Genomic DNA, 24,697 nt, shown 5'->3' with positions numbered 1-24,697 from the left:
CCTTCGGTGGGGGATCGCGCAATAATCGGCCGAACGGGTGACTTGCCCCGCCGCCGCTGTGTTGACTGCCGTGGCCGCCGGCCCGTCCGGCGATCACAGCAGGCGAGCGCGCGGGAGTTGGGCAGTCTTGAGCAATCCGTTGGTGGCCGAGGCCAAGGACGACACCAAGGCCTACACCGGGATCCCCCTGCTGGAGTCGGTGAACGAGACCAGCAAGGCGATCTCCAGCGGGGACTGGGCCGGTGGGGTCCTCGGCGCGGTGGGCACCGCGATGGACGCCGCCGCGGCCGCGATGGACCCCTTCGGCGCGATCCTCGCGGCCGGGGTCGGCTGGCTGATGGAGCACGTCGGCCCGCTGAGCGACGCGCTCGACGCGCTGGCAGGCAATCCCGACGAGATCAAGGCGCACTCCGAAACCTGGAAGAACGTCGCCGGTGAGCTCACCGCGATCAGCGCCGATCTGGCCAAGATGGTCGCCGAGGACACCGCGAGCTGGACCGGTCCCGGTGGCGACGCCTACCGCGCCCGCGGCGCCGACACCGCCACCCTGCTGACGACGGCGCAGAGCGCGGCCACCGGCGCCTCGGACGGGATCGGCACCGCGGGCACCGTGGTCGACGCCGTGCGCACGCTGGTCCGCGACATCATCGCCGAGCTCGTCGGGCACATGATCAGCTGGGCTTTGCAGGTGCTGTTCACCCTGGGCATCGGGCTGGCCTGGGTGGTGCCGCAGGTGGTGGCCGCGGTCGCGAAGACGGCCACCAAGATCGCCAGCATCACCAAGAAGCTGGTGCAGGCGATGAGCAAGCTCTCGCCGCTGCTGAAGAAGCTCGGCGACTCCTTCGACGACGCCGCCAAGGCGCTGAAGAACATCCAGACGTCGAAGGTGGACGCGCCGCCGCCGGTCAAGGACACCCCGAGGGGCGGCGGCGACACCTCGCCGAGCGGCACCCCCGGCCCCCCGCCGCCGGGCCCCAAGGGCCCCGACCAGAACACCACGCCCGGCTCGGCCTCCCCCACGCCGACGCCCACGCCGACCCCGCCGCCACCGACGCCCAAGGGGCCGGACACCACCCCGGACACCACGCCGAGCGGTGCGGGACCGTCCCCCACGCCCCCGCCGCCCAAGCCGACGCCGACTTCGGATTCGACCACCACCCCGACCGCGGCCAAGCCGGATCCGCCGCGGGACAGCGCGGTGCCCGGTCCCGACCGCAACTGCAAGTCGGACCCGATCGACATCGCCACCGGCGAGATGATCCTCGAGCAGGTCGACCTGGACCTACCGGACCTGCTGCGCCTCGAGCGCACGCACGTGTCCTCCTACCGCGCCGGGCGGTTCTTCGGCCCGTCCTGGGCGTCCACTGTGGACCAGCGGCTGGAGCTGGACGCGGACAGCGCCTGCTACTTCTCGCCGGACGGCATGATCCTGGTGTACCCGCTGCCCTCGGCGGCGGGCCCGGTCCTGCCGGTCGAAGGGCCGCGGCGGCCGCTGACCGCCACCGCGGACGGCGGCTACCAGCTCACCGACCCGCGCGCCGGGCACACGCTGCACTTCCGCGCGCACCCCGCGACCGGCCGGAACCGCCTGCCGCTGCACGCGATCACCGACCGGGCGGGCAACCGCGTCGACCTCGAATACCGCGGCGGGGTGCCCGCGCGCCTGGTCCACTCGGACGGGCGTCAGGTGGCCGTGGACACCGAAAACGGCCGCGTCACCGCGATCCGGATGCTCGACCCCGAGCGCGACGGCGGGGTGCTGGTCGCGGGCTACGGCTACGACGGCGACCGGCGGCTCACCGAGGTGGTCAACTCCTCGGGCCGCCCGCTGCGCTTCGACTACGACACCGACGGCCGGGTCACCGGCTGGCAGGACCGCAACGGCACCTGGTACCGCTACGTCTACGACGCCGACGGCCGCTGCGTGCGGACCGTCGGGGCGGACGGCTTCCTCGACGGCGCCTTCGCCTACGACCGCGAGCGCCTGGTCACCACCTACACCGACGCCGTCGGCCACACCACGGTCTTCGAGCTGAACGAGGCCAACCAGACGCTCCGCGAGATCGATCCGCTCGGCAACGCCACGAGGTTCGAGTGGGACCGGTACGACCGCCTGCTGGCGCGCACCGATCCGCTCGGCCGCACCACCCGCTACGAATACGACGACGACGGCACGCTGCTGGCGATCATCCGGCCCGACGGCACCCTGGTGGGGGTCTCGCAGGACGACGACGTGCTCACCATCACCGTGGAGCAGGACGGCCGGATCTGGCGCCGCGCCTACCCCGGTGACACGGACCCGCTGAGCGCACGCGTCGGCGTGGCCACCACGTTCGACCCCGGGCAGGCGGAGCCGGGAGCGGCGGGCGGGGTGCGGCACGACCGGGACCTGTTCGGCCGGACGACCCTGGTCACCGACGCGGTCGGCGGCCGGTCCCAGCTGGGCTGGACGGTCGAGGGCAAGCGCTCGTGGCGGCTGGACGCGGCCGGTGCCCGTGAGCAATGGCGCTACGACAGCGAGGGCAACGAGGTCGAGCACGTGGACGCGCTCGGCCAGGTCACCCGGCGCGAGTACGGCACCTTCGGCCTGCTCGCGGCGAGCGTGGACCAGACCGGCGCGCGCACGACCTACGGCTACGACCGCGAGTTCCGGCTGACCTCGGTCACCGATCCGCGCGGGCTGGTGTGGCACTACACCTACGACGCGGCCGGGCGGGTGGTCCAGGAGGTCGACTTCGACGGCCGCGTGCTGCGCTTCGCCTACGACGCCGCCGGGCAGCTCGTGCGCTCGGTCAACGCGCTGGGCGAGGTCACCGAGTACCGCTACGACCTGCTCGGCAACGCGATCGAGCGGCGGACGCCGACCGGGAACACCACCTACACCTACGATCCCGTCGGACGGCTGGCCGCGGCCGCGAACCCCGATTCGGTCCTCACCATCGAACGCGACGAAGACGGCCGGGTGCTCGCCGAAACCGTCAACGGCCGCTCGGTTTCCTTCAGCTACACCGAAGACGGCCGCGGCATGCGCCGGCGCACACCGTCCGGAGTGGACAGCACCTGGTCCTACGACGAGGCAGGGAACCCGGTTTCCCTGGCCACCTCGGGGCACCTGCTGCGCTTCGGGCACGACGCCGCGGGCCGGGAGGTCGAGCGCAGGCTCGACAACACCGTCGTGTTCGGCCAGAGCTTCGACGCCGCGCACCGCCTGGCTTCCCAGGCCATCACCACCCAGGCGGGCGGGATCGTGCAGCAGCGCCGCTACGGCTACCGGCCGGACGGCAAGCTCACCGGCGTCCAGGACTCGGCGACCGGCGAGGTCCGGTTCCGGCTGGACGCCGCGGGCCGGGTCACCGAGGTCACCGGGGTCACCGCACCGGATCGCCGGGAGAGCTACCGCTACGACGCCGCCGGGAACATCGCCGGGTCGACCGGCGGTGCAGAAGGCGGCCCCCGCCAGTACACCGGCAACGTGCTGACCCGGGCCGGTGCGGTCAGCTACCAGTACGACGCGCAGGGACGGCTGGTCGCGCGCCGGTGCCCGAACCGCGCCGGTGGCGAGGACGTCTGGCGGTACACCTGGGACTCGCTCGACCGGATGACCGCGGTGCTCACGCCCGACGGCACCCGGTGGTGCTACCGCTACGACCCGCTCGGCCGCCGGATCGCCAAGCAGCGGCTGGCACCCGGGCCGGACGGCAGGCCCGTGGTGGCCGAAGAGGTGCTGTTCAGCTGGGACGGCGCGGCCGTGGTCGAGCAGGTCCACCGCACCGGCGACGGCAGGCACCACGTGCTGACCTGGGACCACCACCCGCACGAGGACCGCCCGCTCACCCAGTCCGAACGGCGGCTGCGGCCCACCGGCGAGCAGGTGGACCAGCGTTTCCACGCCATCGTCACCGACCTGATCGGCACCCCGACCGAACTCGTCGGCGGTGACGGCTCGGTGGCCTGGCGCCGCCGGTCCACGCTGTGGGGCAAGGTGCTCCCGGCCCCGGGCGCCGGAACGCCGCTGCGCTTCCCCGGTCAGTACGAGGACGCCGAAACCGGGCTGCACTACAACGTCTACCGCTACTACGACCCGGCCACCGGCCGGTACGCCAGCCAGGACCCGCTGGGCCTGCGGCCCGCGCCGAACCCGGTGGCCTACGTCGGCAACCCGCTCAGCGCCGCCGACCCGCTGGGGCTGACCTCGACCACCTGCGGACCGAACACGAACACGAACAACGTGCCGTCGCGAGGTGGCGCGGGCAACGACCCGGCCAACGTCGGGAACAACAGCCCGGGCTCGACCAACCCGTCGTCGAGCAACCCCAAACTGGTCCGCCGCGACGACAACTTCCCGGCCGAGACCAACCCCGGCGGCATCCGCAAGTCGCATTTGGACGCCGACGGCAACCTGGTGCCCGCCAACCCCAACGGCGCCACCACGCCGCGCGAGCACGTGCTGGGCGGCAAGCGCAAGGAAGCCAAGGCGAACAGCCCGTACACCTCGTTCAGCGTGGATGGTGGTGACGGCAAGGTCTACGGCGGCCAGGAGATCAAGATCGACCACGACAAGCTCCAGGCCGACATCGCCTCGGGCAAGGTGAAGGACGTCGAAGTCCTGTCCCCGCAGAAGGTGCAGGACAGCATCCAGGAGAACCTGGACAAGACCGCGGGCCGCAAGGTCGACGTGGACCTCAAGCCGAACGCCACCCCGCAGGAGGTCCAGAAGTTCGTCGACGACCAGGGCCTCAGCAAGGGCAAGTCGAAGAAGCTGCTCGAAGACGTGCAGGCCATGCTGAACACCCGGCGCGACGAAGAATGGCTGATCAAGGGCGTGGTGCCCAAGCAGTACATCGATGGGCCGGCCAATGCCTGAGTACGATGGGACGATGCCAGTGGGTTCCCCGATCCGTGAGCTGCTCTTCACCGACTTCGACGGGAAGCCGGTCGAGGACCCGGACGACGTCATCACCGAAGCGTTCGACGATCCCCGCTACACCGCGCGGATCGAGCCGCTGCGCGCGGTGCTCGGCGACGAGTCCGCCGATCCGTACGACCGGTTCCTGGCTTGCTGCGCCTTGGCTTCCTGGGCCGAGCGTGACGGGTACGCGGCCGTGGCGGCCGCGGCCGCCGAGTCGGGTCAGGTGGTCTGGCACGGCGCGCTGACCGACCACCGCTACTCGGTCGACGAGACCTTCGCCCACCTCGCGGGCACCATGTACCTCAGCGAGGACCTCACCGAGGCGAAGGGCACGGAAGCCGATCGGCTGGCCGCGCTGCGCGCGCTGCTCGCCATCGCCGACGAGCAGTACTTCGACTGGCGGCTGGCCTTCGCGCTGAACGCGAAGAGCCTGCCCTCGGTGCTCGACCTGCTGCCCGAGGTGGTCCGCCGCGGGATCCGGCGGCTCACCGACGGCCCGAGGCCGTCCTTCGACCTCGGCACCCAGCTCGCCGACCTGATCGCGGCGGCGACCGTCGTGGACGAGTCGCTCGCGGTCGAACTCGGCATGGAACTGGCGCGGGTGGACGGTTCGGTGCGCACCACCACCCACCTGGCGGCGGTCGTGGCGCGGGGCAAGACCCAGGTCAGCGCGACCTTCGCCGAGTACCTCAAGTCGGTCGGCGACGCCGGGGCCCGCGAAGCGGTCGACGAGGCGATCTCGGAGCGCTGACGCGGGTTCAGCGAGGGTCAGCGGGGGTCGACCAGTTCGCCTTCGAGGACGCTCATCAGGATTTCGTCGTGCCACTGGCCGTCGCGGCGGAAGCTCTCCCGCTTCCGCCCCTCCTCGACGAAGCCGAGTTTGCGGTAGACGTGGTAGGCGGCGGTGTTTCCCGCGACCACCCACAGGCTGATGCCGTGCAGCCGCATGGCGTCGAAGCCGTACCGGCAGAGCACCCGGACGGCGTCCGTGCCGTACCCACCACCGCGGAACTCCGCTTCGCCCAGGTAGACGTCCAGTTCGGCCCGCCCGGACTCGGGTTCGGCGCCGGTCAGTGACACCAGCCCGATCGCGCGCCGCTCCGCGAGCGTCTCGACGCACAGGGTGAGGTCGCCGTAGGTGTTGTGCCGCCGTTGCTCGCAGTGTTCGGTCACCTGCGCGAGCGACAGCGGGTACTCGTTGATCATCCAGCGGCCGACGTCCGGGTCCTCGTTCCAGCGGTACAGCGCTTCGGCGTCGGACGGCTCCAGCGCCCGCAGGCGCACCAGCTTCCCGGTCAGCACCCCGCCGACCCTAGCGCGGGTGAACCCTCAGGCGGTCCAGAACAACAGCCCGGCGGCCACCGCCTCGACGCCGAAGTAGAACCAGATCGGGTAGAACCGGGTGGCTTTGTCGACGAGCCGGGAGACGACCCGTCCGGCGGCCATCCCGGCCAGCGCCAGCGCGACGGTCACCACCACCCCGCGGCGGAACTCCCCGCCATCGACCACGGCGAGCACGAGCACCGCGGCGATGGCGAGGCCGAAGCCGCCGTAGACCGCCCTGATCTCGGATCGGCTTTCCGGGGTGTCGATGGTGATGCGGAACGGGCGCGCCAGCGCCTCCGGTGCGGCGAGCGCGTAGGCGCCCATCGCGAGGAAGAAGGCGGCCACCCCGATGGGCACGATCGTCGTCATGCACGCTCCTGTTCGTCGTGTGCCACCATGCGGGCGGTGAACGACGTGGCGCTTCCGGAAACGTGCTGCGCCGAGGCGACGGTGTGGGTCGGCCTCGGGCGGGCGGCCTACCTCGGGCCTTCGCTGCGGCTGCGGGAGCACTCGGGCTCGGTGCACTGCTTCGCGCTGGGCCTCGACGCGCCGTTCACCCTCAACGGCGAACCCGGCGTGCGCAGCGCCCTGATCCCCGCGCGCACGCCGAACCACCTCGAGTCCGCGGGCGGGCGGATGCTGTTCCTCTACCGCGATCCGAGCACGGCGTGGCTGGACGGACTGCGTGCCCGGATGACCGCGCACGACTCCGTCCACATCGGACACCAGGATGAGCTTGCCCTCGCCGAGGAAGCCCGTGGCGGCCGTTTGCCCCTGTTCTCGCCGTGGGGCGAACCCGCCGACGCACGGATCAGCACCGCACTCCGGCTCCTGCGCGCCGATCGCGAAGGCCGTTTGAGCGTGGCGGAGGTCGCGAAGGCGGTGAATCTGTCGGCTTCGCGGTTCCAGCACCTGTTCTCCGCGCACACGGGCACGAGCTTTCGCCGCTACCGCCTGTGGGCGCGGATGCTGCACGTCGGCGCGGCGGTCAGCGCGGGCCACACCCTGACCACCGCCGCCGTCGACGCCGGTTTCGCCTCACCCGGTCACTTCAGTGACAGCTTCCGCACCATGTTCGGCCTGAGCGCCACCCGTCTGCTGACCCCGGCCACGCGCCTCGTCCTGCTGGACCAGCCTTGATCGGCAGGCACCGGCGTCCGTCAGCGTGACTGCAGCGCGTCCACGGCCACGGCCTGCGCGATGACCAGGCGGCGGTCGACCTCGGCGTCCGCGATCTCGATCCGGTAGTGGTCGCGCAGCCAGGTCTTCTTGTCGACGCTGAACACCGGCCTGCCGTCGCGCACGAAGTCGAAGTGGTAGCGGAAGGGGAACGGGATGTTCTCGATGATCGGCAGGAAGTTCCACACCCGCCGCAGCACGGCGATGCCCTGGCTGCGCTCGCTGCCGGTGGCCGTGCCCGCGCCGGGCTGGTCGAGGTGCCAGGTGGAGTTGAGCAGCGACTTGCCGAAGTCCTTGCGGAACAAGCCGATCGACCGGCCGTCGGCGCCGGTGACGTCGTAGCCGCTGCCCAGGTCGATCACCTTGCGGGCCTTGAACGCGGCCAGCACGGTGCGCTTGGTGGAGTCGGTGTAGATCGTCACCTCCTCCTTGAACTTGAGCCGCTTCTGCTCGACGAAGGCGATCAGCGGGCCCGGCTCGCCATTGTTGTCGGCGAAGATCTCGTAGCGGTTCACCGCGAAGGTGACCTTCTGGTGCATGTGCAACGCGGAATGGTTCAAGGTGGTCTCCCCCGGAGTGTCGGTGGTCACCCGGATGGTAGTCCCGGTCCTCACGCGCTGTAACACGGGCGTGGTTTCGGCCGCGCTCAGCCTGGTGGGCCCACCGCTGAGCCGGTGCGTTGAACCGGCGGCCGCCGGGGTACCCGGTGATCATGACCGACCAGTCACCGGCCACCGAAGAAGCCGTCGGCAAGATCAGCGCCGCCTTCGAGACGATCGAGCGCGCCCGCGGCGCCCTCTACACCTTCCACCAGCTCACCGGCACCGCCGACTTCGCGCTGGAAGAAGGCATCGACGCCCTGCGCCAGGCCGGGCACCACGACCTGGCCGCCGACCTGGAGCGCGAACTGCTCGGGCGCAACGTCCTTCCGGGACGATGGACGTTCCAGGTGGTCGAGGACTACGACGACACCTACTACGAGGTGTTCCGCGAGTACGTGGCCCGCACCCGTGAACTCACCGGGGGCGAGCGCCACAGCTGGGAAGCGCGGCTCAAGCGGCAGCGCCGCACCCCGGCCGAGCCGGGTCACGAACTCACCCCGGAACACCTCCCCGACTGACTCCAAGTGCAAAAAGCCCGCCGAACGCGCGGGCTTTTTCCATTTCCCCGGTACCCACTCCGCCGAATGGCGCAACGGTACCCATAACACCGCAGTCATAGCACCGGTAAATTAGGTATCTCTGGTCTGGACCACCCGACTTTCGTCGGTTCCCGGCTTCCGCGGCCGGTCACAGAATGAGCGCATCCCCCTCTCCCCCACGCGGTCGCACCACGGCCGCAGAAACGAGTCGGAATCATGCGCTTGCGCTCTTTGGCCGTCCTGCTCGGCAGCGCTTTGCTGGCTTTGCTCGGGATGACCGCGCCCACCGCCGTCGCCGCTGACGAACCCGCCGGGGTGCAGCCGTTCATCATCGGCGGCCAGCACGCCACCAGCGGCCCGTGGGCCGCCCGGCTGTTCCTCAACGGCAGGCAGACCTGCACCTCGACGATCATCGCGCCGCAGTACATCCTCACCGCGAAGCACTGCGTGAGCGGCAGCGGCACCTACACCTTCCGCATCGGCAGCCTGGACCAGACCACCGGCGGCACGATGGCCACCGGCAGCACGGTCACCCGCTACCCCGGCTCCGCCGACCTGGCGATCGTCCGGCTGACCACCGCGGTCAACGCCACCTACTCCCCGCTCGGCACCACCGCCGACGTCTCGACCGGCCAGACCGTGCAGGTCTACGGCTGGGGCGCGACCAGCCAGTGCGGCTCGGAGATCAACTGCCAGTCGCGCTACCTGAAGTACGCCAACGTCCGGGTCAACTCGGTCAACTGCAGCGACTACTACGGCGGCATCTCGGTGTGCGCCAACCGGATCGACGGCATCACCGCGGGCGGTGACTCCGGCGGCCCGATGTTCGCCTCCGGCCGCCAGGTCGGCGTCGCCTCGACGAGCGACCGCTCGAACAACACCGCGTACACGAACATCACCCGGTACCGCACCTGGATCTCCCAGGTCGCCGGCGTCTGACCGGCACGGGCCACCTCGGCGGCCGGCCCCGCCGAGGTGGCGCCTTCCTGCCCGGCTGTGCTGTGGTCGTTGCCGTGGTCGTTCCGGCCACGACGGCGAGGGGCCCGTGCGAGGATGACGCCGATGATGGGTGCGGTGGTCGCGGCGCTCGCCGCCGCCTGCGCGGTGGTGGCCTTGTTCCTGCCCGGTGACGCCATCCGGCCGGACTGGCCGGAGCCCGGCGGCGTGCTGGTCGCGATGGCCTTGGCCGCTGTGGCGCTGCTGGCGCTCGGCAAGTCGCGGGCGAACCGGTGGACCGCGCTCGGGCTGGCGACGGCGGCCGCGGCCTGGGCGGTGTACTGCCTGGTCGGCGACCTGCGCAGCGGCACGCCGGGAAGCTCGACCGGGGTGCTCGCGGTCGCCGCCGTGGTCGGGCTCGGCGCCGCCCTCACCCTGAACCGGTCGCGCCGGTGGCCCGCCGTGCCCTTGGTGGTGGTCCTGGCCGCCGGAACCGTCACGGCGGTGACCGTCGTACCCGGCCTTCCGGTGCGCTCGGCCACGGCCGCCCCGGCACCGGCGGCACCGATGGCGGACCACGTGTCCGGCGATCCCTGGTCATGGACCTCGCCGACGGGCGTGCGCGAGGTCGTCGCGGCGGGCACGGGTGTGGCGGTCGCCGGATCGAGCGGCGACGTCACCGCGCTCGACGGCCCGACCGGCGCCGTGCGCTGGACCTACGCCCGCCCCGGCGCCCACGTGCGCGCGCTGGTGGCCACCCCGGATCGCGCGCTGCTGCTCGCCTCGTACGCGCCGGGCGGCGGGCGTGACACCGGCAGCCACCACCTGGTGGTGCTGGACGCGTTCACCGGGGTGGCCGTGCACGACGGCCAGCTCGACGAGGTCCTCGGCGACGCCGACCAGCTCGCCCCGACGGCCAGTGTCCTGCCGCGGACCGTCCACCAGGGCGAGGACGACTTCCGCATCGAGACGGTGGATCTGCGCACCGGCGCGGGACTCTGGACGTGGTCGGCCCCGGACGGCTGCGATTCGCCGTTCGCGCTGCCCGCGAGCGGCCGCGACGTGGTGCTGGCACCGCTGCGCTGCGACGACCGCATCGCCGTGCTCGGGCTCGACGAGCGCACCGGCGTGCAACGCTGGGAATTCCGGCTGGCGGTGACCGGCCCGTCCGAGCGACGCACGGACTACTTCCTGCACTCCTCCCCCGGCGGTGAAACCCTGTCGCTGAGCCTGCGGCACACCCAAGCCGCCGCCGATGTCCTGCTGGACGCGGCCACCGGCGCGGTGACGTCTACTTTGGACAGTCAGGTCCCGGCGCGGGTCGAACTCGGTCCGTCACCCTTGCTGGAACGCACGCAGAACGGCGAAACCCTCAGTGCCACCGTGGGAAACGGCATCCCCGTCGACCTCGCCGCCTGCGACTCCCGCCTCGCGCACGCCACCACGGTGACGGCCTACTGGCGCCTGTGCTCGGGATCGAGTGGCCCGCACCTGCACCGCCAGGCTCTCGACGGCAGCCCAGCACTGAGCGTTCCGGTGGCGTGGCCCGCGCTCACCGAAGTCGCCCCGAGCCTGCTTTCCGGGACCCGGCGCCACGCGCTCGTCCCGGCCCCCGGCGCACTGGTCGTCGTCCGTGCCGGTGCCACGCCGGTCCTCGGTTTCCCCTAGGTTGTCCGGTATGGCGCACGACATCAGCGGACTGCACCACATCGGTCACGTGGTCGAGGACATGACCGCGGCGCTCGCGCGCTACCGGGAACTGGGTTTCACCGTGCCTGCGCCCAGTTATCCCGCCATGGTCCGCCGCGAAGGCGGTGTGCCGGAAGCATTCGGCGCGGCCAATACCCACGCCGATTTCCCGCGCAATTTCCTCGAACTCGCGACCATCGTGCGTGAGGGCGACCGGATTCCCGCCGACGCGAAACTGGTTCCGTTGCAGGCGCCGCCCGAGGTGGTGCCACGGCTCGTCGAGCGGGTCACCGCCACCAGCGCCGGGCTGGCGGCGCATTTGGCGCGTTTCGAAGGCCTGCACATTCTCATGTTTTCGTCGCCGGACATCGACGCGGCCGCCGCCCGGCTGAGCGCGGCCGGAATCGGGCACGGCGGGGTGAACACGGTGAAGCGCCCGGTCGAAACCGAAGCCGGGATCGTCGCCGAGACCGTTCGTTACCTGGAAATCGACGACCCCGCGGAAGGGCGCGTCGGCGTGGTCGCCGACCTCGATCCGGACATCCAGGGCACCCGGCAGTCGGCGCACCCCAACGGCGCACAGGACCTCGTGGGCGCCGTGCTCTGCGTGGCGGACGGGGAACTCGAGAACACGACCGCGCGGTACGGGAGCTACCTCGACCGCCCGGCCAGTCCGGACGGCCCGGCGCGCGTGTTCGGCCTCGATGGCGCGCGGCTGACCATCGTCCCCGAATCCGGCCTGGCGGCCCTGCTGCCGGGTGAGCGCCCCGCCGCCCGGCCCGCGCTCGTCGCCTGCACCGTGGCCGTGCGCGACCTCGACGCCACCGGCGAATTCCTGCGGGACAACGGGATCGACCCGCGCCGGACGCCCTCCGGCGACCTCTTCGTCCCGGCCGCCGAGGCACTCGGCACCGCGATCGTCTTTCACTGACAGTCAGTGCCCGTCAGCCGTTCGAGAGATTTCTTGGTGCCATCGCCCATTTGACCGGCCCCCGGTACTGATCAGCCGACGAGTCGGCTGGGCCAAGCAGGCAGTCCGCGCCCCACCGGGTCCACCGCTGAGTGAACCGTGCGCGACCGCCTTGTCTTGATCAAGAAGCCGCGTCTAGCGTTACACCGCGTTCGAACGATCACCCCGGGAAAGAACGTCTAGCATACTAGAGCTATTAGCTTTAAGGAGCCGCTGGAATGACTTCTCTGGACCGTCCCGTCGTGCGCACCGCCTATCAGCAATCGATCGCTGATTACTGGGACAGGGAGAAGGACCCGGTCAATCTCCGGCTCGGGGAAATCGACGGCCTCTACCACCACCACTACGGCATCGGCGCCTACGACCCGGCCGTGCTCGACACCCCGCCGGAAATCCGGAACCGGGCCATCATCGCCGAAATGCACCGGCTCGAAACCGCGCAGGCCGACGTGCTGCTCGACCACCTCGGCCCGATCAAACCCGGCGACCGCCTGCTCGACGCCGGCTGCGGCCGCGGCGGCACCAGTGTGATGGCGCACCGGCGCTTCGGCTGCCGGGTGGACGGCGTGTCGCTTTCGCGCCAGCAGGTGGATTTCGCGAACGCCCAGGCCGCCCACCTCGGGGTCGACGGCCACGTCGCCTACCACCAGCGCAACATGCTGGACACCGGATTCGAATCCGGCGCGTTCGCCGGGATCTGGAACAACGAGTCCACCATGTACGTCGACCTGACCGAACTGTTCGCCGAACACGCCCGCCAGCTCGCCCCCGGCGGCCGGTACGTGACCATCACCGGCTGCTACAACGACGTGACCGGCGGCCGTTCGCGGGCGGTCAGCCAGATCGACCAGCACTACATCTGCAACATCCACGCCCGCGGCGACTACTTCAAGGCGCTGGCGGTCAACGGGTTCGTGCCGATCAACGTGGTCGACCTGACCGCGGCGACGATCCCGTACTGGGAACTGCGCGCGAAGTCCTCGGTCGCCACCGGTATCGAGGACCCGTTCCTCACCGCCTACCGCGAAGGCAGTTTCCACTACCTGCTCATCGCGGCCGACCGGGTCTGACCGCTCGATGACCGACACCGATTCCGCGCTCGCCGCCGTGTTGTCCGGGCCGTCCGGCCTGGGCACCTCGGCGGCGCGGGTGGCGGCGGCCCGCCTCGAGCCGTCCGCCGCGCCCGCGCCCGGGTACGCCGACATGCCCTGGGGTGACGGCAGCGCGTCGCCCCTGTACTGCCCGGTACTGCGGCGTGACGACGAAGCGCTCGCCGAAGAGGTCGACCGGCGGCTGGTCGCCTGGGCGGTGGACTGCGGGTTCACCGGCGCGGGCCTGGACCAGATCGCCCGCGCCGGCTTCGGCAGGCTGGTCATGCTCGCCCACCCCGATTCCGACGACCCCGACCACCTGCTGATCGCCGCGCAGCTCAACGCCGCCTGGTGGGCGGCCGACGACTACTACGCCGACGACAGCGAACTCGGTGCCGCGCCGACCGAACTGCCGCCGCGGCTCGCGCTGGTGATGGCGGCGATGGACCCGGTGGCCCCGGCGGGCGAGTTCACCAGGGAACTGGACGAGGCCCTGCGGCGGGACCCGATCCTGGTGGGGCTGAACTCCGGGATCGGGCACCTGTCCCGCCACGGTTCGGCCGTGCAGGTCCAGCGGGTCTGCTACTCGACCTTCGCCATGTTCGTCTCGTGGGACGCCTACGCGGCCTGGCGGTACACCGGTGCCTACCCGCCCGCGTGGGAGTACCTGGCCGCGCGCCAGCACGACAGCTTCTACACCTCGATGACGCTGATCGACGCGGTCGGCGGGTACGAGTTACCGGCGCACCTGTACTACGACCCGCGCGTGCGTGAACTGATGATGCAGGCGGGCACGGCGTGCGTGCTGGTCAACGATCTGCACTCGGTGGCGAAGGACGCCGCCGACGAGCACCCGGTCTGCAACATGGTGCTGCAGATCGCGGCCGACCGGGACTGCTCGATCGAGGAAGCCACCGAGGCCACCGTCGAACTGCACAATTCCATCGTGCGTGATTTCCGGGAGGGGCACGAGAAACTGCTGGTCGTGCCGTCGCCGGAACTGCACCGGTTCCTCGCCGGCGTCCGCGACTGGATGGCGGGCGGCTTCGAGTGGCACGCGCGAAATCCGCGCTACCGCAGCTGATCCGTCCCCGCCGAGCGCAAAGAAGACGTAAATATTCCCCCTCAGCCCTTCACCCGTTCGTGTTCACTTCGATCTACTCGCGCCTCATGTGCCGACACAGGCGGGGAACCCGGTGAGCGGGCACACCGTGATCATCGGGTTCGGCGCCATCGGGGCCGCCGCCGCCCGCTTGCTGATGTCGACCGGTGTGCACGCCGCTCAGCTCGTCGTACTGGACCAGCGTGGTTCGGCCGTCGCCGAAGCCGAGCGGCTGGGCGTGCGGACCGTGCTCGGGGACGCCTCGGACCGCTCGACCCTGCGCCTGGCCGGGATCACCGGCGCGCGGCACATCGTCGTGGCCGTGCAGCCGGACGCCCTCGCGGTCTTCCTCACCATGGTCGCGCGTGAGCTGTGCGTGCCGGACGCCGTCGTGGTCACCGCCGTCAACGACCGCGGGCACGTCGGCTTCCTCCGTGGCGCCGACCAGGTGGTGATCTCCTCCGACACCGCGGGATCCGCGCTGGCCGCCGGAGTGCTCGGCCGCCGCGTCGCGCCGGGGCCGCAGGCGGGACCGGGCTGGCTGGTGCAGTCACGGCCGGTGCAGTCCTCGGAGATCGGGCTTTCCCTGCGGGAGTGCGATTCCAGCGCGGTCGGCGTGCTGCGGAGCGGGGTCCGGCACCTGGGCGCCGACGCCGAAGCGCTCCGCCTCGCCGCGGGTGACCGGATCATGATCATGCGGCGAGGCGCGGCCCACGGGCCTTGAGCGTCAGGCGGCGACCAGGCGGGGTGGCGCGGGCGGATCGGTGTGCAGGTCGGCCTCGAGCAGTTCGCTCGCCTGGTGCAACTGGTCGCGGAGCCGGTCACGCAGCCGCTGGAGTTCGGCGACCTCGCGGCGGGCGGTTTCGAGTTCGCGGGCGGCCTGCGCGCGGGCGGCGGCCAGGTGCTCGGCGGCTTCTTCGCGGGCGACGTCGAGCATGCCGCGCAACCGTTCCTGCAACGCGGCGGCGTCGATCGGCTGGCGCTGCAACAGCTCTACGCGGTCGCGCAGTTGGTTGTTCTCGTGGTGGGCCGCGTTGAGGCGGCGTTCGAGTTCGCGGCAGCGCGCCCCGGCGGCGTCACGCTCGTCCGCCAGTCGCGCGTGGGCCAGTTCGGCCTGCCGCAGGTGGTCGTCGACTTCGAGCCGGTCGTATCCGAGCAGGGTGGTGTGGAACATCCTCGTGTCCAGTGACAGCCGGGCCCCGGCCGCGTGGTGGCGGCCGGGGCTGTGTGCGGGTGGGGTCGGTCAGGCGTCGATCTGCTTGGTCTCGTCCCGCGAACCGATGGCGATCTTGCGGGGCTTGGCCCGCTCGGTGACCGGGATGCGCAGGGTCAGCACGCCACCGTGGTAGTCGGCCTCGATGCGGTCGGTGTCGAGGGTGTCGCCGAGGAACAGCTGCCTGCTGAACACCCCGCGCGGCCGCTCGGACACGCTGACCTCCACGTCGTCGCCGAAGCGGGTCTCGCGCTCGGCCCGCACGGTCAGCACGTTGCGCTCCACGTCGAGGTCGATGGATTCCGCGCTGACGCCGGGCAGGTCGAACTCCACGACGTAGTCATCGCCGGCCCGGTAGGCGTCCATCGGCATCGCGGCCGGACGCGTCTTGGTGCCGGCGGAGCCGAAGAACTGCTGGGTGAGCCGGTCGAACTCACGGAACGGGTCGGTGCGCAGCAACATCATGGTCGTCCTCCTTCCGGCGCCTCCTGGGTGGGAGGCGAGTCGTTCTTGCTAACGATGGACTCAAGTTTTCTGTTCCCGGGACCTCGGAGACCCGGTAGCGGTCACGCCTAAATATGTAGCGCGCACTGGAGGTTGTGTCAACTGACTGCTGACCTTAAGGTGATTGGGCTGCTACGGAAGGAGGAGTTGTGCCAGATCTGGGCAGGCTCGACGACCAGGACTTCCCGGCGTTCACCACGGGACAGGCCGCGGAACTGCTCGGCGTGCAGGTCGCCTTCCTGCGCAGCCTGGACACCGCCGCCGTGGTGAGCCCCGAGCGCTCGACCGGTGGGCACCGGCGGTACTCCCGCAGGCAGCTGGAACAGGCCGCGCGGCTGCGGGAATTGTTCGACCAGGGCCACACCCTGCAGGCGGCGGCGCGCATCGCCGGTCTCGAAGACGAACTGACCGCGGCGCAGGAGGAGATCGGCGCCCTGCGCGCCGAACTCGACCGGCGAATCGACGACCCTCCTGGCACCTCGGCTTAGCCGGCGGGTGCCCGGAGCTTCCGCCCGGTGGCCAGCAACAACAGATCGGCGACCGGCCCGCGGATCTCTTCCGCGCCCGCTTCCCCGGTCCACTCCCGATCGGTGGCGACGAGCCGGTGGCCGCGCAGGCGCTTCTGCGCCCCGTAGAACCGGCTGCTCCAGGCGTGATCCAGCGCGGCGACGGCCGCGTCGAGCGGCATCGGCCGCGGCCTGCCGAGCGGGCGGGCGATGTCCTGGCCGTGGACCAGCATGTCGATCAGCGGATCCAGCGGGCTGGCACCCGGCGTCAGGTGCGTCGACCCCGCCGTCTCGCGGATCTGCGCCACGAGTTCCTGCGGCGTGAACTGGTTCGCACGTTCACGAGCCAGGAGGTCGAACATGCGGTGGACGTTGCCGCGGGCGCGGATGGCGCCCCTGATGGACAGGCGGATCGTCATGCGCGTGGACAGGGACAGGTGCGCCGCCACGTCACGCACGGTCCAGCCTTCGCAGAGGGACCGCACGTCCCATTCCTGCTGGCTGAGCCCCTCAAGAAGGTCGGCGAGGCTCAGCCGCTCGTCCTTGACCCAGCCCATGATCTGTTCGCGTCGCATGTCCGCTCCCTGACTCTCGTTCGCCCGTACCCCCCAACCACGAACGCCCACCCCCCAAATGGACACGCCATCCCCCACAACATCCCCGCACCCGACCCCCACACCCACGCACCCGAACCCGAACCCCACGTTGGCGCACCCGAGCCCCACACTCGGGCAGCCGAGTTCCACACTCGAGCAGCCGAACCCCACGTTGGCGCAGCCGAACTCCACACTCGGGCAGCTGAGTCCCACGTCCGGGCAGCCGAGTCCCACGTTCGGACCTGTGGGCCCCACATTCGGGCATCCGGGGGTTCCGCGTTCAGGATCCGCCACGGGCGCGGGCTGCGTACCCGGCATGGGGACTCGACTGGCGCAACGAAAATTCGCCCGCCCCAACGTGGAGTTCGGCTCCCCGAATGCGGAACTCAGGTGCCTGAACGTGGAGTTCGAGTGCCTGAACGTGGGGTTCAGGGCTTGAACCTGGGGTTCGACTGCGCCAACGTGGGGTTCGGATGTCTGAACGTGGGTTTCGGGGCTTGAACGTGGGACTCGGCTGCGCCAACGTGGGGTTCGGGTGCCTGAATGTGGAGTTCGGCCCGCTGAACGTGGACTCGGCTGTTTGAATGTGGGACTCGGGTGTCTGAACGTGGGGTTCGGGTGCGGGAACGTGGGGTTCGGGGGGTGGGGGGTGGGGTTCGCCGTACCCTGCTCGTGCGCATGCGCCGACGCTGCTCAGGAGGTCGCCTCGACGTGCCCTGGTCGTTCCGTCAGTCCAACCCGGTGCCCGAACGCGTCGTCCGGCTCAGCGAGGTGGGGTGCTGCAAGCCGAGTCAGTTGCGCGTTCAGCTGCCCGCGGACGCGGCCGCGGTGTGGGCGGCGGGCACCTTCACCGACATCGGCCTGACCGGTGCCCGTGACCTCGACGTGCCGATCGCGCGCCGCTTCCGGTCGGTGCGGGCGATGTGCGCGGCCGCGGTGAAGGCGCCGGAGCCGGAGCGGCTGGTCCTGCTGATGTCGGAGCCCCGGTTCCAGGCCCACCGCGCGGACCAGCGGCTGCGTGCGGTGGTCGACCGCCGGTGCCGGGTGCTCGTGCTGCACGGCTGGCTGGCCCCTCCGTCCTCTTAGGACACCAAACCGAGCACCGCTTTGCCGGACAGGCGGCGTTCACGCAGTGCGCTGATGGCCTCCGCCGCGTCGGTCCAGCTGCCGCGCCAGGCGATGTGCGGATCCAGTTCACCGGCCGCCACCAGTCCCGCGAGCCAGGCCAGATCGGCACCCAGACCGGTGTGGTTGAGCAGGAAGAACGAGGTGATCGAGCGGTCGTGCCTGCCCATGCCCTCGAACGCGCCGTACGGGAACACCTCGTCGGCCCCGGACGACCGCCCGACCGAGACCAGCGTGCCGTGTTCGGCCAGCTTGCCGTAGGCCTGCACGAGCTGGGCGCCGCCGACCATGTCGAGCACCGCGTGGACCAGGCCGTCGACCGCGGCCGGACCGTCGACCACTTCGTGCGCGCCCAGCGCGCGCAGGCTTTCCCCGTGCCGGTCCGGATTTCCGGTCGAAGCGATCACGTGCGCGCCACCACGCCGCGCGAGTTGCACGGCGTACCGGCCGACCCCGCCGGTCGCCCCGGTGACCAGCACCCGCCTGCCCAGGATCGGCCCGGCGCGGTGCAGCGCGCGCAACGCGCTCGCCCCCGCGACCGGCACGGTGCTGATCGCGCCGAGGTCCGCCCCGGCGGGCACCTCCCCCATCAGTTCCGTGTCGACGGCTCGCAGTTCGGCCCAGGCCCCGGCCATCCCCAAGGTGACGACCGGGGTGCCCGCGGCCGGGCCCGAACCGTCGGCCGCGGCCTGTTCGACCACGCCCGCGGCGTCCCAGCCCAGCACCGCGCCGGGTGGCGCTCCGGGCAGCATGCCGAGGACTTCGCCGCTGTTCAGCGAGGTCGCGGACACCCGGACCAGCGCCTGGCCCGGCGCGGGCACCGGCTCGGGGGCATCGCCGAGGCGGAGGCCGCCGGGCGCGGCGGGATCGGTCAGCAGAGCACGCATGGGTTCACTCCTCGCTAGGTGCCACTCAGTGGCATTAGCCTACAAGGGGCAAGTGCTCCTCGGCTACCCTTGCGCCATGAACACCCTGCGCGAGCGCAAGAAGCAGCAGACACGGGACGCGTTGATCGGCACCGCGCTGGACCTGTTCACCTCACGCGGTTTCGCGGCCACGACGCTGGACGAACTGTGCGACACCGTGGGCGTGTCCAAGCGGACGTTCTTCCGCACGTTCGCCAGCAAGGAGGAAGCCGCGCTGGCGCCGTCCGAGGACCTGTGGGCCGCCTTCCTGGCGCACCTGCGCACCCTCGATCCCGGCGACCGGACGGTGATGGCCGTGCTGCGGGACGCGCTGCTCACCGCGCTCGACGACATGACCGGTGACGGGTGGGCGGAACGCGTGCTGCAAGGCCGGAAACTGGCCGCCGAGACGCCTTCGGTGGAAGCACACGGGCTCTACTTCTGCGAGCGGACGAGCCGCACCGCGCTGGAGATCCTCCACTCGCGGCTCGAACTCCCCGGCGCGGCCGATCCCCGCCCGCGCCTGGCCTTGGACATGCTCGTCGCGGTGTTCCACCTCGCCCAGGAGGCGTGGGCGGAGCAGGCGGGCACGCCGACGGTCGCGGATTTCGCCGGGCACCTGAACCGGATGTTCGCGTTGCTGCCCGAAAGCCTCACGCTGACCGCCGGGCTGCGCCCGTCCGCCGTTTCCTCGTGAATTCACCGGTCACCCCTAACGTCCCCCGGAGTACGAGGCCGGAGGACACCAGGTGACCCAGCAGGCCGATCCGCGCGGCGGTGGGCGGGCGGAGAGCTAATTCCGCCGGACGTCGTAAAGCAGGTGCGTGACCCGATCACCTTGTGCCACCCGGGTGGGGTTCGAGAACAGGATGTCCTCGCCGGGGCCCATGGCGGCGAAGAACGGGCGGCCCGCGCCGAACACCACCGGCACCACGTTCATCACGACCTGGTCGATCAGCCCCAGCCGCAGGGCCTGGCCGCCGACCTGGCCGGCGGCCACGTCGACCTGCCCGTCCCCGGTGAACTCCTTGGCCTGCTCGATCGCGGACTCGACGCCGTCGGTGACGAAGGTGAACGGCGCGGTGGCCGCGAACTCCCAGTTCCTCGGCACGGAATGGGTGACCACGAAAACGCGGTCCCCGGCGGCGGGCACCCCGCCCCAGCCGTTCGTCTCGTCGAACAGCCTGCGCCCGATCACCACCGCGCCGATGTCGGTGTACACCGCTTCCATGAATTCCTTGGACGCCATCGTGGTGCGGGCGAATTCCTCCTGCTTTTCGGAGAATCTCCACTCCACGTCGCCATTGTCGTACCACTCGAACAACGGGCCGATCTCGCCGTTCAGCTTCGCTAGGTACCCGTCGAGCGAAACCACCGCGCCCATGATCGTTCTCGCCATGCCCTGCCTTCCACAGTCGGATGCTGGACGCCGTTCTAGCCCAAGCCGGCACGGCACCGCTACGGCAGTGGCGAATTCGTCCGCGGGTCGTCACGGGGAACCACTAGGGTGGGCGCCGTGGATTTCCTGGCGCGGCTCGACCGGTTCAACCGGCGGCACCCGTGGAGCCACAACGACCACTACGGCCCGTGGGTGGCCAGGCAGGTGGCCGGGGCCCGGCTGGTGCTCGACATCGGTTGCGGCACGGGCAATCTCGTCGACCGGCTTCGCCGTCACGCCACGGTCACCGGCCTCGAACCCGACCCGGCGGCCGCTCGCGTGGCGCGGGAACGCTTCGCGGACGATCCCGCGGTCACCATCGTGGAAGGCGACTTCGCCTGCCGTGATCCGGAGCAGCGCTGGGACGCGATCACGCTGGTCGCCGTGCTGCACCACCTGCCGCTGGTGCCCGCCTTGCGTGAACTGCGCGGCTGCCTGAAGCCGGGTGGCAAGCTCGTGGTCGTCGGCTGCTACCGCGAAGCCGGTCGCGCCGACCTGCTCGCCGCGCTCCCCGCGATGCTCGCCAATCCGATCGCCGGCCTGGTCAAGCACCCCGCCCGCGCGGAGGAACCACCGGCGCACATGAGGGCGCCCACCGCCGATCCCACCGAAACCCTGCCCGAAATCCGGGCCGCGGCGGCCGCCGAACTCCCCGGCGCGCGCATCCGGCGCCGCCTGTTCTGGCGCTACACCCTGACCTATCGCGCCTGACACGAGCTACCGGGTGCGCGCCTCCTCCGGGGCGGCACGCGCGCCCGGCCGCAAGACCGGTACCAGGGCCAGCGCGGGAACCAGCAGCACCGGCACCACCAGCAGGGCACGCAGGATTCCCGTCTGGTCCCCGAGCAGTCCGACCACCGGCGGGCCCGCCAGGAACGCGGTGTAGCCGATCACCGAAACCACGCTCACCCTGGCGGAAGCGTGGCTCGCGTCGTCGGCCGCGGCGCTCATGCCGACCGGGAAGCCCAGCGACGTGCCCAAGCCCCAAAAAGCCACCCCGGCGATCGCCAGGACGGGCTCTCCCAGCACCACGAGCAGCGCGCCGCCGATGGCGAGCGCCATGGTGGCGAACAGCACCGGCACGCGGCCCCAGCGGTCGAGTGCGAACGTGCCCAGTGCTCGCCCGCAGGTCATCGTGGTCACGAACAGGCCGAAGACGGCGGCCCCCGCGGCCTGGCTGAACGCGTGGCCGTCGACGAACGCCAGTGCGAGCCAGTCGTTCGCCGTGCCTTCGGTGAACGCCAGCACCATGACCAGGACACCGATGAGCAACGTGCGCGGTTCCCGCCAGGCCTTCAGCACGCCGCTTCCACCCCGGCCGCCGGGAGCGCCGCCGTGGCGGAACCCCCTCGCGGCGACCAGTGTGCCGAGCAGCGCGATGAGCGCGATGCCGGTCAGGTGCACGGTGACCGGCAACCCCAGCCAGGCCGCGGGTGCCGCCAGTCCGGCGCCGGTCACCGTGCCGAGGCTCCAGGCCGCGTGGAACCGCGGCATCACCGTCCGCCCCGCGGCCCGCTCGACCGCCGCAGCCTCCACGTTCATCGCCACATTGCAGATGCCGGAGCCGTACCCCAGCACGAACAACCCGGCTCCGGCGGCCACCGCCGACGGCCAGGCGCCGATGGCGAACCCGGCGATCCCCAGGCCCGCCGCGACGCCCCCGGTCGCCACGCACACCGCCCGCCGCGCGCCGAGCCGGTGGGTGATCTCCCCGGCGGTGAGCAACGCCAGCGTCGCGCCCACGGACAGGCACAGCAGCACCAGGCCGAGCGCGCCCGCGCTCAGCCCGAGCACGTCCCTGGCCGCGGGCACCCTGGCGAACCACGACGCCACGGCCAGCCCGTTCAGCCCGAAAACGACCGCCACTCCGATCATGCGCCCGATCCCACGGCTGCAAGCGCTTCCACCGCAAGTGCTGGCAGACTGGCCCGGGTGAAGGCACGACTGACCGAGGTGGCGAAGGCCGCCGGCGTGTCCACGGCGACGGCGTCCCGCGTGCTCAGCGGCCGCGGCCCGGCCTCGGCGACCGCGCGCCGCCGGGTCGCCGCGGCGGCGAGCGAACTCGGCTACCTCCCGCACGCGGCCGGGCGCGCGCTGGCGACCGGCCGCGGCACCCGGCTCGCCGTGGTGGTGAACGGCCGCACCGAACAGGTGCTGGAGGACGCGTATGTCGGCCGCGTGGTCGCCGCCGCGGCGAAGGTGGCGGCGGCCCGCGAAGTCGGTGTCTCGATGCACTGGCTGCCGTTGCACGCACCCGCCGAACTGGCCCGGCTGGCGGAGAACCGGGGCATCGGCGGCATGGTCCTGGTCAACCCGACCGAATCCGCTCTGCGCGCGGCCCCGAAGTCGGTGCGCGGGCGGCTCGCGGCCATCGGCGTCGGCTCCCGGCACGTGCCCTCGTTCGACGTCGACAACGGCCCGGCGACCGCCCGGCTGGTGGCCCACCTGCTCGACGGCGGCCGCCGCCGGGTGGCCATGATCACCGGCGCGGACTGGCTGCCGTGCACGCACCGCACGGTGACCGCCTACCGGGAGACCGTCGAGGCCGCGGGCTTCCCGGCCCGAGTGCTGCCCGGCGACTTCACCGCCGCGCGTGGTGCTTGCGCCGCAACGGAAATCCTGGCGCGCTGGCCGGACACCGACGCCGTGTTCGCGCTGGGCGACCTCGCGGCGCTGGGTGCGCTCGGGGCGCTTCAGCGCACGGGTGCCGATGTGCCGGGAGACGTGGCGGTCGCCGGTTTCGACGACCTCCAGTTCGCCGCGCTGAGCAGTCCGGCGCTGACCACGTCCACGCACCCGGTCGAGACGATCGCCACCGCCTGCGCCACCGCGGTGCTGGAGCAGCGCCTGGCCCGGCCGGTCACCCGGTACTCATCCGAGCTGGTCCTGCGGGCCACCGCCTGAGCGGTACCGCGCCGCGCGCTCCTGGAGCCGGCGAACGGCTTCGGCCGCTTCCTCGGCGGTCATCACGGTCATGCCGGGCATCCGGCTCAGCCGGTCGATCTGCCCGGCCATCGCCAGGTGTTCCCGGTGCCCGTGTTCCCGGCAGGCCAGGCAGGTGACGCTTTCCGGGCGGGCGGAGGTCATGGCGTAGGGCACTTCGACGCCGCAGCCGGTGGTGACCACGGCCGGTGCGTCGGCCACCAGGCCCAGGGTCGAAGCCACCACGTTGCGGTAGTCGGCGCCGGCCTGCAGGACCTTCCGCTCGACGTGGATGTGCGGATCGTCCATCCACCCAGGCTAGGCGCTCCTCCGGTGAGTCTGGTCGATGGGCTTCGTGATCCAGGTGGTTCCTGGCGGTGCGGGCGGGTCGGCCTCGTACTGGCCGTACTCGGCCGCGCCCGCCCGTGCCGCCAGGGGCCGCCTGGGCGCGAAGAGCGCGACCTTGACTTACCGGACTGCGCCTAGCGGCTGTCGCCGCGGGCGGGCGATGATGCCGGGGTGGGTCCGGGCGGGTGCCCGGCGGGAACGGGAGGTCGGCGATGGCGGGCCCGGATCGCGTCCGGCGGGTGGTCAGCCACGAGCAGGTGGTGCTGGGCGCGTGCCGGTTCTTCCTCCAGCACGGCATGGTCGACATGGACCGGCTGGCGGCGAGCCTGGCCGTCAGCCGCGCCACGCTCTACCGGGTGGCGCACAGCCGCGACGGCCTGCTGGGCGAGGTGCTGTGGCGGTTCACCGAACGATTGCTCACGCGGGCCAGGCAGCGGCGCAGGCACGCGGGCGTCGACGGGGTGCTGGAGGTGACCCGGTCGTTCGTCGGCCAGTTGCACGCGGCCGCGCCCTTCCGCGCTTTCCTGCGCACCGAACCGGATACGGCCGCACGGGTGCTGTTCACCACCTCGGGCGTGGTGCACCGGCGCGTGGTTTCGTTGCAGCTCGACATCCTGCGCGAGGTCCACGGCGATCGGCCGTGGTCGGCGGGCTCGCTCGACCAGATGGCCTACCTCTACGTGCGCATCATCGAATCCGCCGTCTACGCCGAACTCCTCGGCGCGGCCGCGCCCGATCCCGAACTGGTGGAACGGGCGGCGCGGGCGGTGCTGCAAGCCGGCTGAGACAGCGGTCTC

General features: G+C 71.5%; 26 protein-coding genes. 16 read left to right on the top strand and 10 right to left on the bottom strand.

Features of this window, described 5'->3' with window-relative positions:
* Positions 1-127: 127 nt before the first annotated feature.
* Together L3Q67_RS25385 and L3Q67_RS25380 are read left to right on the top strand one after the other, a co-directional pair.
* Positions 128-4,864, top strand: coding sequence for an RHS repeat-associated core domain-containing protein (locus L3Q67_RS25385; RefSeq protein WP_499183975.1), 4,737 nt, complete (start codon positions 128-130; stop codon positions 4,862-4,864).
* A 13-nt stretch (positions 4,865-4,877) separates the two neighbouring features.
* Complete coding sequence (locus L3Q67_RS25380; RefSeq protein WP_499183974.1) at positions 4,878-5,660, top strand: hypothetical protein; 783 nt, start codon at positions 4,878-4,880, stop codon at positions 5,658-5,660.
* A gap of 17 nt (positions 5,661-5,677) precedes the next feature.
* Here L3Q67_RS25380 and L3Q67_RS25375 read toward each other — a convergent pair whose 3' ends face one another.
* Both L3Q67_RS25375 and L3Q67_RS25370 read right to left on the bottom strand, forming a co-directional pair.
* The gene (locus L3Q67_RS25375; protein WP_499183973.1) at positions 5,678-6,211 is read right to left on the bottom strand and encodes a GNAT family N-acetyltransferase; all 534 of its coding nucleotides are present in this window, start codon (positions 6,209-6,211) and stop codon (positions 5,678-5,680) included.
* A gap of 27 nt (positions 6,212-6,238) precedes the next feature.
* Positions 6,239-6,604 carry a DUF4345 domain-containing protein gene (locus L3Q67_RS25370; RefSeq protein WP_499183972.1) on the bottom strand — a complete coding sequence of 122 codons (366 nt, stop codon included), beginning with the start codon at positions 6,602-6,604 and terminating at the stop codon, positions 6,239-6,241.
* 36 nt (positions 6,605-6,640) lie between these two features.
* Here L3Q67_RS25370 and L3Q67_RS25365 point away from each other — a divergent pair, with 36 nt between their 5' ends.
* Positions 6,641-7,375 carry a helix-turn-helix domain-containing protein gene (locus L3Q67_RS25365; RefSeq protein WP_499183971.1) on the top strand — a complete coding sequence of 245 codons (735 nt, stop codon included), beginning with the start codon at positions 6,641-6,643 and terminating at the stop codon, positions 7,373-7,375.
* A gap of 20 nt (positions 7,376-7,395) precedes the next feature.
* Here L3Q67_RS25365 and L3Q67_RS25360 read toward each other — a convergent pair whose 3' ends face one another.
* Positions 7,396-8,004: an LURP-one-related/scramblase family protein gene (locus L3Q67_RS25360; protein WP_499183970.1), complete on the bottom strand. Its 609-nt coding sequence runs from the start codon at positions 8,002-8,004 to the stop codon at positions 7,396-7,398.
* A 122-nt stretch (positions 8,005-8,126) separates the two neighbouring features.
* Here L3Q67_RS25360 and L3Q67_RS25355 point away from each other — a divergent pair, with 122 nt between their 5' ends.
* The 7 genes from L3Q67_RS25355 (at position 8,127) to L3Q67_RS25325 (ending at position 15,067) form a co-directional block, all read left to right on the top strand.
* The gene (locus tag L3Q67_RS25355; RefSeq protein ID WP_499183969.1) at positions 8,127-8,534 is read left to right on the top strand and encodes a hypothetical protein; all 408 of its coding nucleotides are present in this window, start codon (positions 8,127-8,129) and stop codon (positions 8,532-8,534) included.
* Between the two features lie 237 nt (positions 8,535-8,771).
* Positions 8,772-9,494, top strand: a complete 723-nt coding sequence (locus tag L3Q67_RS25350; RefSeq protein ID WP_499183968.1) for a S1 family peptidase — start codon at positions 8,772-8,774, stop codon at positions 9,492-9,494.
* Between the two features lie 114 nt (positions 9,495-9,608).
* The gene (locus L3Q67_RS25345; protein ID WP_499183967.1) at positions 9,609-11,159 is read left to right on the top strand and encodes a PQQ-binding-like beta-propeller repeat protein; all 1,551 of its coding nucleotides are present in this window, start codon (positions 9,609-9,611) and stop codon (positions 11,157-11,159) included.
* Between the two features lie 10 nt (positions 11,160-11,169).
* Positions 11,170-12,111 carry a VOC family protein gene (locus tag L3Q67_RS25340; protein WP_499183966.1) on the top strand — a complete coding sequence of 314 codons (942 nt, stop codon included), beginning with the start codon at positions 11,170-11,172 and terminating at the stop codon, positions 12,109-12,111.
* A gap of 257 nt (positions 12,112-12,368) precedes the next feature.
* Positions 12,369-13,220 (top strand): SAM-dependent methyltransferase, encoded by an 852-nt coding sequence (locus L3Q67_RS25335; RefSeq protein WP_499183965.1) that lies wholly within the window; start codon positions 12,369-12,371, stop codon positions 13,218-13,220.
* Between the two features lie 7 nt (positions 13,221-13,227).
* Positions 13,228-14,325: an isoprenoid biosynthesis enzyme family protein gene (locus L3Q67_RS25330; RefSeq protein WP_499183964.1), complete on the top strand. Its 1,098-nt coding sequence runs from the start codon at positions 13,228-13,230 to the stop codon at positions 14,323-14,325.
* A gap of 112 nt (positions 14,326-14,437) precedes the next feature.
* Positions 14,438-15,067 (top strand): NAD(P)-binding protein, encoded by a 630-nt coding sequence (locus L3Q67_RS25325; protein ID WP_499183963.1) that lies wholly within the window; start codon positions 14,438-14,440, stop codon positions 15,065-15,067.
* A gap of 3 nt (positions 15,068-15,070) precedes the next feature.
* On the opposite strand, the gene L3Q67_RS25320 is transcribed toward L3Q67_RS25325, so the two are convergent.
* Together L3Q67_RS25320 and L3Q67_RS25315 are read right to left on the bottom strand one after the other, a co-directional pair.
* Complete coding sequence (locus L3Q67_RS25320; protein WP_499183962.1) at positions 15,071-15,517, bottom strand: hypothetical protein; 447 nt, start codon at positions 15,515-15,517, stop codon at positions 15,071-15,073.
* 69 nt (positions 15,518-15,586) lie between these two features.
* Positions 15,587-16,018, bottom strand: a complete 432-nt coding sequence (locus L3Q67_RS25315) for an Hsp20/alpha crystallin family protein (protein WP_499191635.1) — start codon at positions 16,016-16,018, stop codon at positions 15,587-15,589.
* A 191-nt stretch (positions 16,019-16,209) separates the two neighbouring features.
* Between L3Q67_RS25315 and L3Q67_RS25310 the strand changes: the two genes are divergently transcribed.
* Positions 16,210-16,548, top strand: coding sequence for a MerR family transcriptional regulator (locus tag L3Q67_RS25310; RefSeq protein ID WP_499183961.1), 339 nt, complete (start codon positions 16,210-16,212; stop codon positions 16,546-16,548).
* Here the strand turns inward: L3Q67_RS25310 and L3Q67_RS25305 are convergent.
* Entirely contained in the window at positions 16,545-17,141 is a 597-nt protein-coding gene (locus L3Q67_RS25305; RefSeq protein ID WP_499183960.1) for a maleylpyruvate isomerase family mycothiol-dependent enzyme, read from the bottom strand. The two genes, L3Q67_RS25310 and L3Q67_RS25305, sit on opposite strands and share 4 nt — an antisense overlap.
* A gap of 732 nt (positions 17,142-17,873) precedes the next feature.
* Here L3Q67_RS25305 and L3Q67_RS25300 point away from each other — a divergent pair.
* Positions 17,874-18,248 (top strand): hypothetical protein, encoded by a 375-nt coding sequence (locus tag L3Q67_RS25300; protein WP_499183959.1) that lies wholly within the window; start codon positions 17,874-17,876, stop codon positions 18,246-18,248.
* Here the strand turns inward: L3Q67_RS25300 and L3Q67_RS25295 are convergent.
* Entirely contained in the window at positions 18,245-19,174 is a 930-nt protein-coding gene (locus tag L3Q67_RS25295; protein WP_499183958.1) for a zinc-binding dehydrogenase, read from the bottom strand. The genes L3Q67_RS25300 and L3Q67_RS25295 overlap by 4 nt on opposite strands.
* Before the next feature lie 76 nt (positions 19,175-19,250).
* Here L3Q67_RS25295 and L3Q67_RS25290 point away from each other — a divergent pair, with 76 nt between their 5' ends.
* A complete protein-coding gene (locus L3Q67_RS25290; protein ID WP_499183957.1) occupies positions 19,251-19,889 on the top strand; it encodes a TetR/AcrR family transcriptional regulator in 639 nt (212 codons plus the stop codon).
* A gap of 96 nt (positions 19,890-19,985) precedes the next feature.
* On the opposite strand, the gene L3Q67_RS25285 is transcribed toward L3Q67_RS25290, so the two are convergent.
* Entirely contained in the window at positions 19,986-20,591 is a 606-nt protein-coding gene (locus L3Q67_RS25285) for a dihydrofolate reductase family protein (RefSeq protein ID WP_499183956.1), read from the bottom strand.
* A 117-nt stretch (positions 20,592-20,708) separates the two neighbouring features.
* Here L3Q67_RS25285 and L3Q67_RS25280 point away from each other — a divergent pair, with 117 nt between their 5' ends.
* Positions 20,709-21,341 carry a class I SAM-dependent methyltransferase gene (locus L3Q67_RS25280; RefSeq protein ID WP_499183955.1) on the top strand — a complete coding sequence of 211 codons (633 nt, stop codon included), beginning with the start codon at positions 20,709-20,711 and terminating at the stop codon, positions 21,339-21,341.
* Positions 21,342-21,347: 6 nt separating this feature from the next.
* Here L3Q67_RS25280 and L3Q67_RS25275 read toward each other — a convergent pair whose 3' ends face one another.
* Positions 21,348-22,505 (bottom strand): MFS transporter, encoded by a 1,158-nt coding sequence (locus L3Q67_RS25275; RefSeq protein ID WP_499183954.1) that lies wholly within the window; start codon positions 22,503-22,505, stop codon positions 21,348-21,350.
* A gap of 57 nt (positions 22,506-22,562) precedes the next feature.
* Between L3Q67_RS25275 and L3Q67_RS25270 the strand changes: the two genes are divergently transcribed.
* A complete protein-coding gene (locus tag L3Q67_RS25270; RefSeq protein ID WP_499183953.1) occupies positions 22,563-23,534 on the top strand; it encodes a LacI family DNA-binding transcriptional regulator in 972 nt (323 codons plus the stop codon).
* Here the strand turns inward: L3Q67_RS25270 and L3Q67_RS25265 are convergent.
* The gene (locus L3Q67_RS25265; protein WP_499183952.1) at positions 23,502-23,861 is read right to left on the bottom strand and encodes a hypothetical protein; all 360 of its coding nucleotides are present in this window, start codon (positions 23,859-23,861) and stop codon (positions 23,502-23,504) included. The genes L3Q67_RS25270 and L3Q67_RS25265 overlap by 33 nt on opposite strands.
* A gap of 251 nt (positions 23,862-24,112) precedes the next feature.
* On the opposite strand from L3Q67_RS25265, the gene L3Q67_RS25260 reads away from it, so the two are divergent.
* On the top strand, positions 24,113-24,685 hold the full coding sequence (locus L3Q67_RS25260; RefSeq protein WP_499183951.1) for a QsdR family transcriptional regulator: 573 nt from the start codon (positions 24,113-24,115) through the stop codon (positions 24,683-24,685).
* Positions 24,686-24,697: the final 12 nt, after the last annotated feature.

The organism is Saccharothrix sp. AJ9571, assembly GCF_021725495.1.
GTDB lineage: Bacteria > Actinomycetota > Actinomycetes > Mycobacteriales > Pseudonocardiaceae > Amycolatopsis > Amycolatopsis magusensis.
The sequence above is the reverse complement of the archived record's forward strand: the minus strand, read 5'-3'. Positions and strand labels throughout refer to the sequence as shown.